Raw genomic sequence first — 17,834 nt, 5'->3', positions numbered from 1 at the left:
TCCTTCCAAGATCTCTCTGGTTTCCGGGATGCGAGAGGGTTGTCCGCCGTATGGGAGCAGTGCGGTGGCGGGTGGCCGGTGGCGGATCACGTACGTGGTCTCCGGCGTCCATCTCGGCCCGGCCCGGCTGGCTGGCGGCGCAGGGGTCGCTTGTCGCCGCCGACGTGATGAGCCCCTGGGCAGCCCCACTCACAGATCTTCGAGCCCGAAGGCCGGGCCGGGCCCGGGTTGGAAGGCGTACAGGCGGGGAGAGTGCTCACCCACCCGCGGCTACCGGTGTCGAGTGTGCCGATCGGCTCACCCGACAGCTCCCAGTAGGTGCGGGAGGACGCCGGAGGTGAGCAGGATCGTCGCGCCGATGGCGATGAAGATGGCCGGCACCAGCCAGTGTCCGGCGTGGCCGACCAGGGCCACCACCCGGGGGTGGCTGCCGAGCGCGGCGGCGACGCCGCACCAGGCGGCCACCAGCAGGGCGAAGACCAGCAGCCAGAGCAGGCCGGTGAGCGGGGTGAGGGCACGGAAGACCGGCACGTAGACCGCGATGTTGTCGGCGCCGTTGGCCACGGTGACCCCGGCGACGCCGAGCAGGCTGCCGACCACCGCCGGCGGCTCGTCCTCGTCGGCGCGGGCGAGCAGCGCGCGCACGCCGAGCGCGATCGGCAGCAGCCCGAGCAGACCGGGCCACGGGTCGGGCACCACAAGCAGTCCGGCGGCGGCCACCACCGCGACGGCGACGAGCGCGCCGATGCCCGCGTACTGGCCGGCGACGATCTGCCAGGGTCGAGGCCGGCCACTGCGTCGGGCCGCCACGAACAGCACGGTGAGCACGACGACGTCGTCGAGGTTGGTGGCGGCGAACACGCCGGCGGCGCCGGCCGCGGCGGTGATCAGGTCGGTCACCGGAGCAGGGTACGGCCGGTCCGTGCCGACCCTCGCCCCTGCATCCGACACGCGGTACGGATCGGACGATCGAAAGGATCACTCTATCGGGAAGCTGACAATACGTAGCGTGTCGGTTGGCGAATAGTTGATATCTGGCGCATGATCGTCCGAGGCGGTCTAATAGGTGGGACCGTATCCGAACCGCACAGTCTGGGACGTGAGGAATCAGCATGGCAGCCACCGGCACAGCCACCAGCACTGAGAAGGGTCGCCGGATCGTCGGGGCCGAGCGTCAGACGCTCGCCAAAGACCTGGTAAAGCGGTACACCGGGGGTGAGAGCATCCGTGCGCTGGCGGCCTCGACCGGCCGTTCCTACGGGTTCATCCACCGGGTGCTCACCGAGTCCGGGGTGCAGCTGCGGCAGCGCGGCGGCGCCCGGCGCCGCAAGAAGGCGTGACCCGCCCCCCAGCGTCGTCCATCAGCGTCGCGCTCCGGGTGGTCCGGTGACCGCCGAGACGACCGGAGTTCGACTCGACTGCGACGGGCCGGTTGCGACGGTGACGTTGTGCCGGCCCGACGTGCTCAACGCCCAGACCCCGGCCATGTGGCGTGCCATGAGCGAATTCTCCCGGGACCTGCCCGGTGACGTCCGGGTCGTCGTCGTACGCGGCGAGGGGCGTTCCTTCTCCGCCGGCCTGGACCTTTCGGTCGCCGGCGCCTCCGGGCCGGGCTCCTTCGCCGAGCTGGCCACGCTCCCCGAGAGCGAGTGTGCCGACCGGATCGCCGGTTACCAGGGCGGCTTCACCTGGCTGCACCGGCCGGACGTCATCTCGATCGCCGCCGTGCAGGGCCATGCCATCGGCGCCGGTTTCCAACTCGCCCTCGCCTGTGACCTGCGCGTGCTCGCCGCCGACGCCAGGCTCTCGATGGCCGAGGTGACCCTCGGCCTGGTTCCCGACCTGGCCGGCACGCGCCGACTTGTCGAGCTGGTCGGCTACTCCCGGGCGCTGGAGATCTGCGCCACCGGCCGCCGGATGGACGCCGCCGAGGCGGACCGGATCGGCCTGGCCACCCTGGTGGTGCCGAACGACGAGCTGGACGGCGCGGTGCGCGACCTGTCCGCCGGGCTGCTGGCGAACAACCGGGACGCGATCGTGGAAATCAAGGCGCTGCTCGCCGGCGCGGTCGGGCGGTCGCACGCCGAGCAGCAGCGGGCCGAGCGGGAGGCGCAGACCCGGCGGATCCGCGACCTGGCCGGCCGCGGCGAATAGTAAGGACCGCTCGGGAAGATCCGGGTTACTCGCGAGGTTGTCACAGGCGTCGGGAGAATGGACTCCGACGGTTCTCCGTTGCCCGACGACCCGGAGGTGACGAGTGTCCAACCACATGGCCGGCGGCGGCATGGGCGGCTGGAGCATGCTCCGGTCGCTGCGCAACCGCGACGAGGTCTCCGCCCACCAACTCAAGCGCGGCACCGCCCGGCGGATCGTCGCGTTCGCCCAGCCCTACCGGCGCGACATCGTCGTCTTCCTGATCACCGTCATCGTGGCCGCGGTGATCGGCGTGGCCACCCCGCTGCTCGCCGGTGACGTCATCGACGCCATCGCCGGCGGCGGCTCCGACGCCCGCGACACCGTGGTCCGGCTCGCCCTGGTCATCGCCGTGCTGGCCGTGGCCGACGCGCTCTTCTCGCTGGCCCAGCGGTGGTATTCCGCCCGCATCGGCGAGGGCATCATCCTCGACCTGCGCACCCGGGTCTACGACCACGTCCAGCGGATGCCGCTGCAGTTCTTCACCCGCACCCAGACCGGCGCGCTCGTGAGCCGGCTCAACAACGACGTGCTCGGCGCCCAGCGGGCGTTCACCTCGACGTTGTCCGGGGTGGTCAGCAACGTCATCCAGCTCGTGCTCACCGCCGCGGCGATGCTCGTGCTGTCCTGGCAGATCACCGTGCTGGCGCTGGTGCTGCTGCCGATCTTCATCATTCCGGCCCGCCGGGTCGGCCGGCGGCTGGCGGAGATCACCCGGGAGTCCTACGACCTCGACGCCAAGATGAACGCCACCATGACCGAGCGGTTCAACGTCTCGGGCGCTCTGCTTGTCAAGTTGTTCGGCGCGCCCGAGGTGGAGGCCACGCGGTTCGCCGGCCGGGCCGAGCGGGTGCGCGACATCGGCATCCAGTCCGCCATGTACTCCCGCACCTTCTTCGTGGCGATGCTGCTTGTCGCCTCGCTGGCCCAGGCGCTTACCTACGGGCTGGGCGGCTGGCTCGCCGTCGCCGGCGCGGTGAGCGCGGGCACGGTCGTCAAGCTGGCCCTGCTGCTCACCCGCCTCTACGGCCCGCTCACCGCGCTCTCCAACGTCCGGGTCGACGTGATGAGCGCGTTGGTCTCCTTCGACCGTGTCTTCGAGGTGCTCGACCTGCGCCCCGGCATCGCGGAGAAGCCCGACGCGGTGCCGGTCCCGCCGCGCAACGGCCGGGTCGAGTTCCGTGACGTGCGCTTCCGCTACCCGAGCGCCGCCGAGGTGTCGCTGGCCTCGCTGGAGGAGGTCGCCGCGCTCGACCGGACGGTCAACGAGCCGGTGCTCAAGGGCGTCTCGTTCGCCGTCGAGCCCGGGCAGATGGTCGCCCTGGTCGGGCCGTCCGGCGCCGGCAAGTCGACGCTGTCCATGCTGATCTCCCGGATCTACGACGTCAGCGAGGGGCAGGTGCTTGTCGGCGGCGTCGACGTCCGGGAGGCGACGCTCGCGTCGCTGCGCGACGAGATCGGCGTGGTCACCCAGGACTCGCACCTGTTCCACGAGACGATCCGGGAGAACCTCCGCTACGCCAAACCCGACGCGACCGACGACGAGATCTGGGCGGCGCTTGCCGGCGCGCAGGTCGCCGACCTGGTCCGGGCCCTGCCCGACGGGCTCGACACCACTGTCGGCGAGCGCGGCTACCGCTTCTCCGGGGGCGAGAAACAGCGGATCGCCATCGCCCGGCTGCTGCTCAAGGCCCCGTCCCTCGTGATCCTCGACGAGGCCACCGCGCACCTCGACTCGGAGAGCGAGGCGGCGGTGCAGCGGGCGCTGTCGGTGGCGCTGACCGGGCGTACCGCGCTTGTGATCGCGCACCGGCTCTCCACCGTGCGCGACGCCGACCAGATCCTCGTCCTCGACGAGGGGCGGATAGTCGAGCGTGGTCGGCACGAGGAGCTGGTGGCGGTCGGCGGCCTCTACGCCGAGCTCTACCGCACCCAGTTCGCGGTCGCCGACTCCCCGGCCCCGTACGCCGAGCCGGAGCAGCCCGAGCCGATCGTGACCACGGTGCCCCTGGGTACGTACGTCGCGCAGGAGGCCATGCCGCCGGCGTCGGCGAACTAGGAGGCGTCCCGCGCCGGGGCGGTGGTGACACGCCGGGCCGGTCCTCGGCCGGGCGACGGTGTCTGCTGGCGCGGCACCGATCGGTGGGCCTCGGCCCACGTCTCGGCGAGGTGTTCCTGGAGCAGCGCATGCCGGAACTGGTAGACCGGTCCCGCGGTGCGGAGGATCTGTCGCTCTCGCGCGTCCTCCAGGAAGCGGCGCATCCGCAGGGGTGTCCGGAAGCGGACGGCCAGCTCCACCTGGCGGCACCAGGCCCGCCAGGTGGTGGAGAACGACCAGAGCCAGAGGGCGTTGGCGAGGCCCCCAGCACGCCGATCGCCAGTGCCTCGGGCAGGTCCGCGTGGTAGTGCATGCCGAAGCCGATGCCCACGACGAACGCGCCCGTCCCCCCGGTGGCGGCAAGCATCGCACTTGCGACCGCGTCGTCCCGCCACGACCGTCGGGGATCGAGCGCGTAGTCGTCGGGCTGCGCCGTGGTGAACAGCAAGCCGCCGAACTCGATCGTCAGCCAGGCGGCCAGCCCGGTGACGATCCAACCGCCGACGCCGGGCAGGGCCGAGCCGATCAGCGTGAGCGGCAGGACCAGCGCGAGCCCGAGCGGGAGGGAGGTCAGGATACTGCGGGGTGCGAACACGGTCTGCCACCAGCGCCGCGGCACCCGTCGTCGCGTCGGTTCCCGTCCCCGGATCGAGACGAACGCCGACGCGAGCCCCATGATCAGCCCGATCGGCAGCCCGCTGGTGATCTCACGTCCGTCCCCGAGCCGGTACGACAGGCCGAAGAGCAGGCCGATCGGAAGGGCTACCGAATACCAGACCGCCAGGGCGGACAGCGTGCCCACGCCGGGGCGTGCGGGGCCCGTCGGCGGCAGGTCCCACCACTTGAGGCCGCCGGTGCGGCTGAGGTGGTGGGCGAGGAAACCGAGCGTCTGTCGGGCGGTGCGAAGAGAGTACCGCGGTGGCGGTCCTCCCGGGCCGGCGGCGTACGCCGCGGCCAGCGCGCGGTCGAGCAGATGGTGCTCGACCTGCCGGGCCTTCTTGAACCGGCGACGGTCCAGGAGTTCGTCAACCGGATCGAGTGGGTCGTACGCGTCGCGGAGCAGGGTGAGCATGAACGGGTTCTGGAGGGGGCCGGCGAGCGGACCGGTCGGCCCGAGCCTGAGTCGGTCGACCACCTTCTCCCAGGCGGGCGGCGGCGGGGAGGAGAGCCGGCTCAGGAGGTAGTGGGCGGCGGTGTCCTCGCCGACGGGCCGGAGCTGGATCCCCGCCGCTCCGATCAGTGGATATCGCCTGATGGCCGCGGTCAGCTCGTCGATCCGGCTGAGCAGCACCAGCCGGAAGTCGGCCTGCCGGCTCAGCTCCCGCAGGACGACGGGACGCAGCCCCTCGCCGATCTCGTCCAGCCCGTCGACGATCACGGAGACCCGGTGGCCCTCGACGAGTTTTGCCGCGTCCTTGGCGAAGCCGGGAATCTCGGCGATCCGGCCGGTGATCCAGTGCGCGAGCGACGTGGTGGCGGCGTCCCAGCCGCGCAGGCTGACCAGCACCGGCACCGGCATGTGGGCCCGGTGCTCCGGGCTGGCCCGCCCGCGTGCCTCAAGCGCGTCCCGGAACAGGAGGACGGCCGCGGTGCTCTTGCCGGCGCCGGGCGGCCCGGCGATGACCAGTCGACCGGAGGGCAGGCCGGCGTAGAGCGCGTAGAGGTCCTTGTGCGTACCCTTGACCAGGTCTTGTTCGGTGACGCGCTCCGCACCGGGAAGTGGCTCGAAGGGGCCGGTCAGCGCGGCTCGCGCCGGGGCGCCGATCGGCGCGGAGGCACGGCGCCACGTGATCGGGATCGGCGCCGTCAGGTCCCGCTCGATGATCTCCTGGCCACCCCGTTTCCGCATGGCCCGCGCGAGGTCGTCGGCGAGGTCGTCGGGCGATCGGGCCGGGGTCCGGGGGAACCACCGCGTGACAAGCAACGTGACGAGCGCGATGAGCGTCCCGATGATGGCCAGCACGAACTGGGCGGAGCCGCTGGCGATGCCGCGCTCGATGACATCCGGCAGCCCGCCCGTGGCCAGTCCATGCATGGCCGCGATTATCGCAGGGCGGCTCTACGTCGTGCGGCCCCGCCGTCGCGGTGCGTCATCGCCGCTGACCGCCGCGCGCAGCTCGCCGAAGGCCGCTCCGAGGGTCTCCGGCGTGAAGTGGGCGTTGAGGCCGCTCGGGTTGGGCAGCACCCAGAGCCGGGCCGGGCCGAGCGGCTCCGGTTGCGGCCCGAAGCCGGCCTTCGGCCTGGCGAACCCGATCCGGTACGCGGTCACCCCGACCACCGCCACCCAGCGCGGCCGGTGGCGCTCGACCTTCCCGGTCAGCATGCGGGCGCCGTCGACCAGCTCCCGCGCGGTCAGCTCGTCGGCGCGGGCGCTGGCCCGGGCCACCATGTTCGTGATGCCCAGCCCCAGCGCCGGCAGTTCGTCCTGCTCGCTGGGGTGCAGGAGCCGTGGGGTGAAGCCGCCCTTGTGCAGCGCCGGCCAGAACCGGTTGCCCGGGCGGGCGAAGTGCCAGCCGGTGGCCGCCGACCACAGGCCCGGGTTGATCCCGACGAAGAGCACGTCCAGCCCGGGCGCGAGCACGTCGGGCAGCAGCCGGTCGGCCGCCGCGGCGAGCTGTTCCCGGCTGGGCCGGGGGTGGCGGCGGGCCGGCGTGCCGGGGCCGGGCGCGGGCTCTGGCCGCCCGCCCCCGGGGCGGCGTCGGTCGTTCACCGGAACGCCGCCGCGAGCTGCGAGGTCGCCCGGAGCCCGGTCACAGCCCGCGCACCGCGCCGCCGTCGACCGGCACGGTCACCCCGGTGACGTAGCCGGCGGCGGGGGAGAGCAGGAACGCGGCCACCCGGCCGAACTCGGCCGGTTCGCCGAAGCGGCCCAGCGGGATCGCCGCCTCCGCCTCGGCGCGGGCCCGGTCGGCGTCGCCGGAGGCGGCCAGCAACTCCCGGTTGCGGTCGGTCATGATGCGTCCGGGCAGCAGGCTCAGCACCCGTACGCCGCGCGGACCGTACTCGTCGGCCATGTCCTTCGCCACGCCGGCCAGGCCCGGTCGCAGGCCGTTGGAGATGCCGAGCCCGGTCAGCGGCCCGCGCACCGAGGTGGAGAGCACCAGGCCGATCGCGCCGCCGTCGGTGAGCGCGCCGGCCACCGTGCGGGCGACCCGGACGCTGCCCAGGAAGACCGTCTCGAACGACTCCCGCCACTGCTCGTCGGTGACCTCGGCGGCGGTGCCCCGGGGTGGCCCGCCGACCGAGACCAGCGCGCCGTCGAGCCGGCCGAAGTGTTCGCGGGCCGCCGCGACCAGGCGTTCCGGGGTGCCGGGGTCGGCCAGGTCGGCGGCCAGCCCGATGGCCCGCGTCGGGTCGCCGAGCGCCTCGATCGCGGCGGCCACCCGTTCCGGCGCCCGGGCGGAGAGCACCACCCGGGCGCCGTCCGCGACGAGCTGCTGGGCGGTGGCGAAGCCGAGGCCGGCGGACGCGCCGGTCAGCACGTACACCCGGTCGGCGAGTCCGAGATCCATGCGCCCGATCCTGCCGCATCGGGCGGGACCTGTCAGCGCGGGGCGGGCCGCAGCAGGCGTACCCGGCCGGCGAGCTGAACCGCGACGGCGCCGCCGGTGCGGGCGAGCGCCGGGAGGCGGCGGGGCCGGGGCGCGGCGCGGCCGTCGTAGCGGCTCGCGGCCTCGCGCCCGGCCAGCTCCTCCGCGCCGAGCGGCGGCAGCGTGCCCGCGTCGCGCAGTTCGCGGGCCAGGTCCCAGCCGTCGCGCAGCGAACCGTTCGTGGGGCGGCCGGCCGCCCAGCCGGTGAAGACCGCCGGCCAGTCGGCGCCGAGGCCGGCGGCGAGCAGCGGCCAGTGCCGGGCCACGTCGCCGGCCCGTTTACGCAGCAGTGCCCGGCGGGCGGCCTCGACCGGCGCCGGGGCGAAGCCGGGCGGCAGCGGCCCGGCGGCCACAAGCGCGGCTACCAGCTCGGCCTGCCGGGCCGCCAGGTCGCCGCTCACGTGATCACCGGGTGGCCGGAGGCGGCGGCCAGCGCGTCCAGCTCGCCGCGCAGCTCGGCGGCGGGCGGGTAGTGGCCGTCGCGTTCCAGCAGCAGCGCCGGCGGCCGGCGCCTGTCGCACAGTTGGCGGATCAGGTCGAGCACCTCGGCGGGCACCGGGTCGGTGTGCGTGTCGTGGTAGAAGCCGCCGGCCTCGGCGCCGCCGGCCACGTGGACGTAGGCGATCCGCTCCAACGGCAGCCGGTCCAGCAACGCGGCGGCGTCGCCACCCCGGTTGCGCGCGTTGGCGTGCACGTTCGCCACGTCGAGCAGCAGCAGCGCCCCGGTGGCGTCGAGGATCTCGGTGAGGAAGTCCGCCTCGTCCAGCTCGTCGTCGGGCCAGTCGAAGAGCGCGGCGATCGGTTCCAGCGCCAGCGGCACCGGCAACTCCGCCTGGGCCCGCCGCACGTTCGCCACCACCGCGGCCACCGCCTCCCGGCTGCGCGGCAGCGGCAGCAGGTGGCCGGCCTCCAGCCCGCCGGCCCGCACGAACGCGATGTGCTCGCTCACCAGCGGCGCCGCCAGCGCCGTCGCGACCCCGGCCAGGTGCGCCACCCGGGCCGGGTCGACAGGTTCCGCGCCGCCGAGCGAGAGCCGCACCCCGTGGGGTACGACTGTGACGCCGCGCTCGCGCAGCTCGGCCAGGCCCTCGGGCGGCGGCCCGGCCGGGGCGACCGTCTCCGCGACCACCTCGACGAACCGCAGCCCCGGCAGGCCGGCCACGAAACCGGCGATCTCGGGACGCCAGCCGATGCCGACGCCGGACGGGCCGCTCATCCGCCGCACCCGCCGCCGCCCCCGCACCCGCCACCCCCACCGCAGGAGCTGCCGCCGCCGCAGGAGGAGGAGGAGGAGCCGCCGCAGGAGGAGGAGCTGCCGCCGCCGCACGAGGTGCCGGAGCTGCCGGTGGATCCCATCGCCTGGCGCTGGATCTCGGCCTGCTCCGCGAAGCCCGGGTCCATGGTCCAGAGCGTGGCGGTGCCGAACAGCGCCACGCCCAGGGCCGCGTCCGACGGGCCGTAGGTGGCGTACGCCGGTGCGGCGGAGGGGCGCAGCCAGGCGTGCCGGCGGCGCAGGTCGCGCAGCGCGGCGGTGGCCGCCCGGGTGCGCCAGGGCACGCGGTTGAGCAGCAGGAACGCGGCGAACAGCGGGAACAGGGTGAGCAGCAGCCAGCCGGCCGGGCGGCCGTTGGTCAGCCCGACGAAGGCGCGCACGACGCCGAGCGCCAGCAGGAAACCGACAAGCATGGCGCCGCGCCGCAGCGACCGGCGGCGCTCCTGGTCCAGGGCCAGGCCGCGGCGGACCAGGCCGTCGCGCAGCTCGTCGAGGGCGCGCCGGACCCACTCGTCGCGGGCCAGCTCGCGGGAGCGCAGCCCGCGGCCGGCGGCGTGGTGGACGGCCTGGTCGAGCGGGGTCATCCCGGCCGGCAGCGGCCCGCCGGGGGCCAACCGCCGGTCCGGGTGCACCCCGACCGCGCCGGCCCGGCGCAGGCCGCCGAGGGAGGTCCAGACCGCGAGTTGGTCGCCCCCGTTGAGGTACGCGACCTGCTGCGGCCCGAGCGCGCCGTGATCGGTCACGGCGGTGCCGGCCAGGGCGCGGAACCGGTACACCGCCGTGCCGACGACCAGGACGACGGCCGCGACGAGATACCAGCGCAGGAAGACGGGGCCGGGGACGCCCCAGGTGTCGGCCGCGAGGACGGTCATGGTGTGCTCCTGTCGCGAGGGGGTCGCGGCTCATTGTGGAGCAGGTGCGCCAGCGTCGATCCCCGCGGGCGGCGCAGTTACCGCACCGAGACTCAGTGCCGGCGGACGGCCTCCTCGACCAGGTCGAGCACGCGGCTCAGGTCGCCGGCGGGGCGGCCCATCGCCAGGTGCAGCACCAGCCCGTCGTAGGCCAGCTCCAGGAACTGGGCCAGCACGTCGATCGGCACGTCGTCGCGGAGCACGCCTGCTTCCCGCTGGCGGAGCAGCCGCTCCCGGGTCGCCTCGGCGATCGCCGCCGACCGCTCGGACCAGCGCTTGGCGAACGCCGGGTCGGTGCGCAGGCGGCGGGAGACCTCGAGCTGGCTGCCGAGCCAGCCGGTGGTGTCCGGGGAGACGGCCCGGGCCAGCAGGTCGCGCATCACCTGCACCAGGCCGTTACGGGCCACGGTCTCCACCATGGCGGCGGCGTCGTCCTCGGCGACGGCGAGGAAGAGCGAGTCCTTGTCCCGGAAGTGGTGGAAGATCGCGCCCCGGGAGAGGCCGGTGGCCTCCTCCAACCGCCGCACGGTGGCGCCCTCGTAGCCGTGTCGGGCGAAACACGCCCGCGCCGCGGCGAGAATCTCCTGCCGGCGCGCGTCGAGCTGGTCCTGACTTACTCTGGGCACGGCACGATCGTCCCAGGTGGCAGGGGGCCGGCGCAAACCGTACGTACGGTTCGCTACGATCCCGGTCGTGTCCCTCCCCACCCGACCGCTCACCGTCGCCGCCGTCCAGGCCGAACCGGTGCCCGGGGACGTCCCCGGCAACGCCCGCGCCGCCGCCCGCCTGGTCCACCGGGCCGCCGGTGCCCGCGTCGTCGTGCTGCCCGAGCTGTTCCTGCCGGCGTACCATCCGCCGACGCTCGGCGCGGACCCGGGGACGGACGTGGCCGCCGACCCCGACGGGCGGGTCGACGACCCGCGGCTGGACCCGCTGCGCGCCGCTGCCCGGGACGCCGGGGCGGCCGTCGTGATCGGCGCGGCGGTCCGCCACCCCGACCGGCGGCGCACCATCTCGTCGCTCGTTGTCGACCCGGCCGGCGCGGTCACCGCGGCGTACGACAAGCAGCAGCTCTGGAGCGGCGAGCGCGAGCTGTTCGACGCCGGCCGGCGCGGCGCCACCCTCGTGGTCGACGAGTGGCGGCTCGGCCTCGGCATCTGCTACGACGGCTGCTTTCCCGAGCACGGCCGGGCCGCCGCGGCCGACGGCGCGCACGGATATCTGTGCCCCAGCGGCTACCTGGCCGGCTCGGCCCACCGCCGTGACCTCTACTACGCGGCCCGCGCGCTTGACAACACCATGTTCGTGGTCTTCGCCAACGCGGTCGGCGGCGCGGATCCCTGGCGGTTCAACGGTGGCGCGGCGGTCTACGACCCGGAGGGCCGGCCGCTGGCCCGGGGCGCGGACACCGGGGAGGACGTACTGGTGGCGGCGTTGGACCCGGGTGTCCTGGCGGACACCCGCGCGGCACACACCATGCTGCTCGACCGGCTGCCCGACGCCGGGGCCGCCCGCGCGACGCTCGTCGCGTGACAGTGCACGCGGGACCCTCGGCCCTGCCGGTGTCCCGGCCGTTCCCGTAGGGTGCTCAAGTGCCGTTGCTCCTGCTTGATCTGGACAACACCCTCCTGGACCGCGACGGGTCGTTCCGCGCCTGGGGAGCACGCTTCCTGGACACCATCGGCGCGCCCACCGTCGACCTCGACTGGCTGGTCTCCGTCGACGCCGACGGGTTGACCGACCGCTGGGACGTGGCCGACGCCATCCGTGACCGCTACGGCCTGCGCATCCCCTCCATCGACCTGGTCGACGAGCTGCGCGACGGCGTGGTTTCGCACATGCGGCTCGACCCGCTCGTGGCCTGCGCGCTGCGGATCGCCGCCGACGCCGGCTGGGTGCCGGTCGTGGTCACCAACGGCGCGGCGCGTCAGCAGGACGACAAGATCCGCCGGACCGGCCTGGACCGGTACGTCGCCGACTGGGTGATCTCCGAGGAGGCCGGGGTCAGCAAACCCAACCCGCGGATCTTCGCGCTCGCCGCCCAGCGGGCCCGGATGCCGCTGCGTGGCGCGTGGGTGGTCGGCGACAGCCCGGAGGCGGACATCGGCGGCGCGACCGCGGTCGGCCTCCCGAGCGTCTGGTTGCACCGGGGCCGCCGCTGGTCGGACCCCCGGTTCGCGCCGACCCGGGTCGAGGACGGGCTGATTCCGGCCGTGGCCGCCGTGCTGGCGGGCTGAGCGGGGAAAATCGGTTGCGCCGCCCGGGTCGCCCCGCGACCATGGTGCCGCGCGAGGGCGCACCCGGGCGCCGCCCGGTCGAGGAGGGGAGGTCGGTCATGGCCGTTTTCTCAGGGTCGTTCCACAACCCTCCACCAGCCTCGACCGAAGGACAGATTCACCCGTGCGCGATCACGATTTCCCGGCGCCGCAGCGCCGTGGCCGCGGCAAGAGCCGCTTCGACGACGACGAACCCGACTTTCTGAAGCGGGGCCGGCCCCAGCCGGTCCTCGCCGACCCGGACGCCAAGCCCGACGCGGAGGACAGTTGGTCCTCCTGGGACCAGGCCGTCCACGGCCCCGAGCCGCACCCCGCCTGGCTGGTCACCGAGCTGGCCGCCCGGGACACCGAACTCGGGGTGCTCAAGACCGGCAAGGAGGCGGACGTCCACCTGGTCCGTCGCGCCGTGCCGGACACCGACCGGAGCTGCCTGCTTGCGGTCAAGCGCTACCGGGATGCCCAGCACCGGCTCTTCCACCGGGACGCCGGTTACCTGGAAGGCCGCCGGGTCCGCCGGTCGCGGGAGATGCGGGCGATGGCCGGCCGCACCGCGTTCGGCCGGCAGATGATCGCCGGGCAGTGGGCAGCGGCCGAGTTCGCCGCGCTGTCCCGCCTCTGGGAGATCGGCGTCGCCTCCGGGCGGATCGCCGTGCCCTACCCGGTACAACTGCTCGGCACCGAGTTGATGCTGGAGTTCGTCGGCGACGCCGAGGCGGGGGAGGCCGCGCCCCGGCTGGCCCAGGTCCGACCCACCGACGCCGAGGTGCGTGACCTCTGGAACCAGATGGTCGAGGCGCTGGTCGTGCTGGCCCGCGCCGGATACGCCCACGGCGACCTGTCGCCGTACAACCTCCTGGTGCACGCCGGCCGGCTCGTCATGATCGACCTGCCGCAGGTGGTGGATGTGGTGGCCAACCCGCAGGGCGGCGAGTTCCTGGCCCGGGACGTGCGGGTGGTCGCCGCCTGGTTCACCGCCCGGGGGCTGCCGGCCGCCGCCACCGACCCGGACGCGCTTACCGAGACGCTGTTGCGGGAGGCGGGCATCCGCTGACCGAGCCCCGTGTCCCGGGCGGGCCCGCCCGCTCCCGCCCGGGGACACGGGCCGGCTCGTGCCGTGGGCGCCGGGTCACTGGAGGTAGCGCTCGACCTCCGGCACCGGGCGCTCGCCCTGCGCTTCCGGGTCGCCGTGCGCCTGGCGGGCCGCCCGGCGGCGGCGGAGCAGGTCCCAGCACTGGTCCAGGGACTCTTCCAGGTGCCGCAGTCGCTCGCGTGCCTCGTCGTCGGTGCCGGCCTCGTGCTCCTGCGCGCCGGCGCGCAGCCGGTGCTCCTCGTCGACGAGTTCCGAGATCCGGCTCAGGATGGTCTTGTCGTCCATGCCCGAAGCTTGGCACAGCCGACGGTCCCCCGCCCGCGTTCCCGCTCCCGCGCCCATTCGGCCCGTGTTAAGAGGGGGCCCCTCCACTACCGAATGCGTTAACCGGGGGCCCCTCCTTGCAGGCCGGAAGGCTTGCGGCGTGACGCATATCCCACCGGCTCCATTCTCGACAAAGAGATTGTTGTTACGTGAAATATCCTCTGTGCCGCCTTTTGATTCACGGCTCAGGATGGCATGCTCACGAGCAAGAATCACGGGTCGAGACGGGGTAACGACCCTCAGTCATACCGAGGGAGCGTTCAGGTGGTCGATTCGTCCGACCCGTCCCCGTCTTCGTCACCCCGGAAGCCGCGCATCGTGCCGCTGCGGCGGATCCTGCCCGCCGTCCTGCGGGACCCGGCAGGCGCGCTCATCGACATCGGCAACCGCACCGGCGGCGACCTGGTCCGGCTCAACCTCGGTTCGTTCCGGCCCTACCTGGTCACCCACCCCCGGCACGTGCAGCACGTGCTGCGGGACCGGGCGGACAACTACGAGCGCGCCGGCGACGGGCTGTTCTGGCGCCCGGTCAAGCGGCTGTTCGGCGAGGGCATCCTCGGTGAGGGTCAGGTCTGGTCGGCCAGCCGCCGGATGTTGCAGCCGATGTTCACCGCCCGCCGGGTGGAGGCGCTCATCGACGGCATGGCCGTCGCCATCTCCGACGCCGTCGACGAGCTGGACGAGCCGTACCGTGCCGGCCGCCCGGTCGACATCGGCGTCGAGCAGGCCCGCATCGTCAGCCGAGCGATCATGAAGGCGCTCTTCGCCGACCGGATCTCGGTGCCGGACGCGATGCGCGTGATCGACGCCCAGGACCGGATCGCCACCGCGGTCATCCCCCGGATCGTCGTGCCGTTCGCGCCGCTGTCGCTGCCCATGCCGGGAGACCGCACGTTCCGCCGCGCGGTGCGCGTCGTCGACGACGTGCTGGTGCCGATCGTCCGGCGGACCCGCGACGACGCCGACTCCGGCGACGACATCATCTCCACGCTCTGGCGGGCCCGCACCGACGACGGCCGGCGACTCGACGAGCGGCAGGTCCGCAACGACACCGTGGCCATGTTCGCCGCCACCACCGAGACCACCATCAACGTGCTCACCTGGGCCTGGCCCCACCTGCACCAGCACCCCGAGGTGGCCGGGCGGCTCTACGCCGAGATCGACGAGGTGGTCGGCGGTGGGCCGGTACGCCGCGAGCACCTCGACCGGCTCACCTACACCCGGATGGTGCTGGACGAGTTGCTGCGGCTCTATCCGATCGGCTGGATCATCCCGCGCCGCGCGGTCGCCGAGGACGTCATCGACGGCGTGCCGATCGAGGCCGGCGCCACCATGGCGGTCAGCCCCCTGGTCACCCAGCGGATGGGGCAGTTCTGGGACCGCCCGGACGAGTTCGACCCGGAGCGGTTCCGGCCGGAGCGGGTCCGCGCCCGCCACCGGTACGCCCACTTCCCGTTCGGCGGCGGTCCGCACCAGTGCCTCGGCATGTACCTGTTCTATCTGGAGGCCCAGCTCATCCTCGCCACCATGCTCAGCCGCTACCGTTTCCGGCTGCACCGCACCGACGTGCCCGGGCTGCGGCTGGCCGCCGCGTTGCGCCCACGCGAACGGGTCGAGCTGACCCTGCTCGCCGCCGGCCGGGCGGAGGCGGCGTGACAAGCACACCGGCGTCGGATCCGGTCGCGGTGGCGGCGGAGCAGGGCCGGATCTGCGCGCTTGCCGCACACGGCCAGCGCGGGCTGCGCCGGGCCGCCGCCGCGCACCCCGACCTGTTCCCCGGCGACCCGTTCGACGCGACGCTGTTCAGCAGCATCGCCTCGGCCATGGCGTTCAGCGCGCCCTGGCACACGGCCGAGGAGCTGGCGGTCACCAACCGCGCGGTGCTGTGGGGCTTCGCCGTCGACTGGCTTGTCGACCACCAGGCGACCAGCCGCGCCGAGGTCGACCGGATCACCCGTACCTGCCTGGACGTGCTCGACGGCGCGGGCGCCGACGACCCGCTGGGCCGGTTCCTCGCCGAGCTGCGCGACGACGTCGCGTCCGCGCCCGGCTACCAGGCGTTGCGCGGACGCTGGCGCACCACGATGGAGCGCACGCTCGACGCGATGGCCCGGGAGTGGACGTGGCGACGCGCCGACCGCCCGACGCTCGCCGACTACCTGGCCAACGCCGACAACCTCGCCGCCACCGTGGTCAACGTGGCGCACTGGATCCACACCGGATCGGTGACCGACGCCGCCGCGCTGGACCGGCTGATCGAGGTCGGCGACGAGGTGCAGCGGGCCCTGCGGCTGGTCAACGACCTCGGCACCCACCGGCGGGACGTGGCGTCGGGCGACCTCAACGCGTTGCTGCTCGTGGACGACCCGGCGGAGGTCGAGCGGCGGTTCGCCGAGCAGGTCGACCACTGCCGCGTCCTGCTGGCGAAGCTGGCCGGTGCGGCGCCCCGGGAGGCCGACTTCCTGTCCCGGCAGCTCGGCTTCACCACCGGGTTCTACCGGCACACCGACTTCTGGGGCGTGCGGTGAGCCTCACCGTCCAGCCCGCGACCCGGGCCGGAGCCGCGCAGCGACTTGTCGACGCGCTCGCCCGCGACCCGGCCGGGCAGACCTCGCCGTCGGTCTACGAGACCGGCCGGCTGACCGCCCTGGCGCCCTGGCTGCCCGGCCACCGCGCGCGCGTGGCCTGGCTGCTCGACCGGCAGCGCCCGGACGGCGGCTGGGGTGGACCCGGCGGCTACGCGCTGGTGCCGACGCTCAGCGCCGTCGAGGCCCTGCTGGCCGATCTGCACCGGGCCGGGCCGGCCGCCGCCATGGCGACCGCCGCGCACCGGGGTCTGACGTTCCTGGCCGCCGCGCTGCGCGGCGACGCCCCGCCCGACCTGCCGGCCACCGACCTGATCGTGCCGGCGCTGCTCGCGGCCGTCGACAGGCATCTCACCGGGCCATCGGGTCCGCCGCCCGGGCTGACCGAGTGGGCGGACCGGCCCCGCCTGCCGCTGCCGGCCGGTCTCGACCCGGCCAGGCTGACCCGGGTACGCGGACTGCTGACCGCCGGGCGGCCGGTGCCGCAGAAGCTGGCGCACGCGCTGGAGGTGACTGGTGAGCTGGCGTACCGGGCGGCAGGCGTGCGCCCCTCGGCGAGCGGGGCGGTGGGCGCCTCCCCGGCCGCCACGGCCGCCTGGCTCGGCCGACCCGAGCCCGGTCCGGCGCTTGACTATCTGCGCGCCGTCGCCCGGCCCGGGCCGGTGCCCTGCGCCAGTTCGGTCACCGTCTTCGAACGGGCCTGGGTGCTCGCCGTCCTGGTCCGGGCGGGCGTCTCGGTGCGCGTGCCCGCGCCGGTGCTGACCGAGCTGCGGGCGGCCGTCGGCGCGTCCGGCGCCGCCACCGCGCCCGGGTTGCCGGCCGACGCCGACACCACCTCGGTCGTGCTCTACACGCTGGCCCGGCTGGGCCGCCCGCTCTGCGTCTCCCCGCTCGCCGGGTATGACACCGGCCGCCAGTTCTGCACCTGGCCGGGGGAGGACGGGGCGTCGCTGACCACGAACGCGCACGTGCTCGACGCCCTCGGCGAGCACCCGAGCCGACCCGGTGTCACGGCGGCCCGGCGCCGGGTCACCGATTGGCTGGTGCGACGCCAGGAGCCGGACGGGCGGTGGGACGACCGCTGGCACGCCTCGGCGTACTACGCCACGTACGCGGTGCTGCTCGCGCTTGCCGACCACGCGCCCGACGGCGCGGCCGGGACCGCCGTGGAGCGGGGCGTGCGGTGGCTGCTGGACACGCAGCGGCCGGACGGATCCTGGGGCCGCTGGCACGGCACCGCCGAGGAGACCGCGTACGCGGTGCTCACGCTGGCGCGTGCCGGCCGGCCGGGCGACGCCCGGATCGCCGCGGCGTTGGTGCGGGGTCGGGGTCGACTGTCCGAGCTGGACCGGAGCGTCGACGGGCCGGCGCTCTGGCACGACAAGGACCTCTACCGCCCGACGCTCATCGTGCGCGCGGCGGCGCTTGCCGCCTCGGGACGCACCGGTTGGACATCGACGCAACCCCTACCTGCCATGATCAGGATCGCTTGAA

At 74.3% G+C, this 17,834-nt stretch carries 18 protein-coding genes; 9 read left to right on the top strand and 9 right to left on the bottom strand.

What is annotated here, in order from left to right; genetic code table 11:
* Nucleotides 1-297 precede the first annotated feature (297 nt).
* Nucleotides 298-900, bottom strand: coding sequence for a cadmium resistance transporter (locus SM450_RS28090; protein ID WP_474622793.1), 603 nt, complete (start codon nt 898-900; stop codon nt 298-300).
* Between the two features lie 212 nt (nt 901-1,112).
* Here SM450_RS28090 and SM450_RS28085 point away from each other — a divergent pair, with 212 nt between their 5' ends.
* The 3 genes from SM450_RS28085 (at nt 1,113) to SM450_RS28075 (ending at nt 4,252) form a co-directional block, all read left to right on the top strand.
* On the top strand, nt 1,113-1,340 hold the full coding sequence (locus SM450_RS28085) for a helix-turn-helix domain-containing protein (RefSeq protein ID WP_007072022.1): 228 nt from the start codon (nt 1,113-1,115) through the stop codon (nt 1,338-1,340).
* Between the two features lie 46 nt (nt 1,341-1,386).
* The gene (locus tag SM450_RS28080) at nt 1,387-2,154 is read left to right on the top strand and encodes an enoyl-CoA hydratase/isomerase family protein (RefSeq protein ID WP_474622792.1); all 768 of its coding nucleotides are present in this window, start codon (nt 1,387-1,389) and stop codon (nt 2,152-2,154) included.
* A gap of 115 nt (nt 2,155-2,269) precedes the next feature.
* Nucleotides 2,270-4,252 carry an ABC transporter ATP-binding protein gene (locus SM450_RS28075; RefSeq protein WP_474622842.1) on the top strand — a complete coding sequence of 661 codons (1,983 nt, stop codon included), beginning with the start codon at nt 2,270-2,272 and terminating at the stop codon, nt 4,250-4,252.
* On the opposite strand, the gene SM450_RS28070 is transcribed toward SM450_RS28075, so the two are convergent.
* The 7 genes from SM450_RS28070 to SM450_RS28040 all read right to left on the bottom strand — a co-directional run bounded on the left by SM450_RS28070 (nt 4,249) and on the right by SM450_RS28040 (nt 10,691).
* Entirely contained in the window at nt 4,249-4,491 is a 243-nt protein-coding gene (locus SM450_RS28070; RefSeq protein WP_474622791.1) for a hypothetical protein, read from the bottom strand. The two genes, SM450_RS28075 and SM450_RS28070, sit on opposite strands and share 4 nt — an antisense overlap.
* 1,859 nt (nt 4,492-6,350) lie before the next feature.
* The gene (gene mug / locus SM450_RS28065; protein WP_474622790.1) at nt 6,351-7,001 is read right to left on the bottom strand and encodes a G/U mismatch-specific DNA glycosylase; all 651 of its coding nucleotides are present in this window, start codon (nt 6,999-7,001) and stop codon (nt 6,351-6,353) included.
* Between the two features lie 40 nt (nt 7,002-7,041).
* On the bottom strand, nt 7,042-7,803 hold the full coding sequence (locus SM450_RS28060) for an SDR family oxidoreductase (RefSeq protein WP_474622789.1): 762 nt from the start codon (nt 7,801-7,803) through the stop codon (nt 7,042-7,044).
* A gap of 32 nt (nt 7,804-7,835) precedes the next feature.
* The gene (locus SM450_RS28055; protein WP_474622788.1) at nt 7,836-8,282 is read right to left on the bottom strand and encodes an SCO6045 C-terminal-like domain-containing protein; all 447 of its coding nucleotides are present in this window, start codon (nt 8,280-8,282) and stop codon (nt 7,836-7,838) included.
* Nucleotides 8,279-9,097 carry an MbnB/TglH/ChrH family RiPP precursor modification enzyme gene (locus SM450_RS28050; RefSeq protein ID WP_474622787.1) on the bottom strand — a complete coding sequence of 273 codons (819 nt, stop codon included), beginning with the start codon at nt 9,095-9,097 and terminating at the stop codon, nt 8,279-8,281. Before SM450_RS28050 ends, SM450_RS28055 begins: the two co-directional genes overlap by 4 nt.
* Nucleotides 9,094-10,026: a TIGR04222 domain-containing membrane protein gene (locus tag SM450_RS28045; protein ID WP_474622786.1), complete on the bottom strand. Its 933-nt coding sequence runs from the start codon at nt 10,024-10,026 to the stop codon at nt 9,094-9,096. The genes SM450_RS28050 and SM450_RS28045 overlap by 4 nt, the downstream gene beginning before the upstream one ends.
* A gap of 92 nt (nt 10,027-10,118) precedes the next feature.
* Nucleotides 10,119-10,691 carry a TetR/AcrR family transcriptional regulator gene (locus SM450_RS28040; RefSeq protein ID WP_474622785.1) on the bottom strand — a complete coding sequence of 191 codons (573 nt, stop codon included), beginning with the start codon at nt 10,689-10,691 and terminating at the stop codon, nt 10,119-10,121.
* A 67-nt stretch (nt 10,692-10,758) separates the two neighbouring features.
* On the opposite strand from SM450_RS28040, the gene SM450_RS28035 reads away from it, so the two are divergent.
* The 3 genes from SM450_RS28035 to SM450_RS28025 all read left to right on the top strand — a co-directional run bounded on the left by SM450_RS28035 (nt 10,759) and on the right by SM450_RS28025 (nt 13,392).
* Nucleotides 10,759-11,598, top strand: a complete 840-nt coding sequence (locus tag SM450_RS28035; protein WP_474622784.1) for a carbon-nitrogen hydrolase family protein — start codon at nt 10,759-10,761, stop codon at nt 11,596-11,598.
* 59 nt (nt 11,599-11,657) lie between these two features.
* Nucleotides 11,658-12,302 (top strand): HAD family hydrolase, encoded by a 645-nt coding sequence (locus tag SM450_RS28030; protein WP_474622783.1) that lies wholly within the window; start codon nt 11,658-11,660, stop codon nt 12,300-12,302.
* A 163-nt stretch (nt 12,303-12,465) separates the two neighbouring features.
* Nucleotides 12,466-13,392, top strand: a complete 927-nt coding sequence (locus SM450_RS28025) for a serine protein kinase RIO (protein ID WP_474622782.1) — start codon at nt 12,466-12,468, stop codon at nt 13,390-13,392.
* 75 nt (nt 13,393-13,467) lie between these two features.
* Here the strand turns inward: SM450_RS28025 and SM450_RS28020 are convergent, their stop codons facing one another.
* Nucleotides 13,468-13,716 (bottom strand): DUF2630 family protein, encoded by a 249-nt coding sequence (locus SM450_RS28020; protein ID WP_281587623.1) that lies wholly within the window; start codon nt 13,714-13,716, stop codon nt 13,468-13,470.
* A 357-nt stretch (nt 13,717-14,073) separates the two neighbouring features.
* On the opposite strand from SM450_RS28020, the gene SM450_RS28015 reads away from it, so the two are divergent.
* From SM450_RS28015 to SM450_RS28005, 3 genes are read left to right on the top strand one after another with little or no spacing between them, the layout of a single operon-like run.
* Nucleotides 14,074-15,411 (top strand): cytochrome P450, encoded by a 1,338-nt coding sequence (locus SM450_RS28015; RefSeq protein ID WP_474622841.1) that lies wholly within the window; start codon nt 14,074-14,076, stop codon nt 15,409-15,411.
* Nucleotides 15,408-16,283: a terpene synthase family protein gene (locus SM450_RS28010; protein WP_474622781.1), complete on the top strand. Its 876-nt coding sequence runs from the start codon at nt 15,408-15,410 to the stop codon at nt 16,281-16,283. Before SM450_RS28015 ends, SM450_RS28010 begins: the two co-directional genes overlap by 4 nt.
* Complete coding sequence (locus SM450_RS28005) at nt 16,280-17,833, top strand: prenyltransferase/squalene oxidase repeat-containing protein (protein WP_474622780.1); 1,554 nt, start codon at nt 16,280-16,282, stop codon at nt 17,831-17,833. Before SM450_RS28010 ends, SM450_RS28005 begins: the two co-directional genes overlap by 4 nt.
* The last annotated feature ends 1 nt before the right edge of the window (nt 17,834 follow it).

The sequence above is a fragment of the Micromonospora marincola genome, assembly GCF_056150385.1.
Note: the sequence above shows the minus strand (reverse complement) of the source record. Positions and strands in the feature narration are given on the sequence as shown.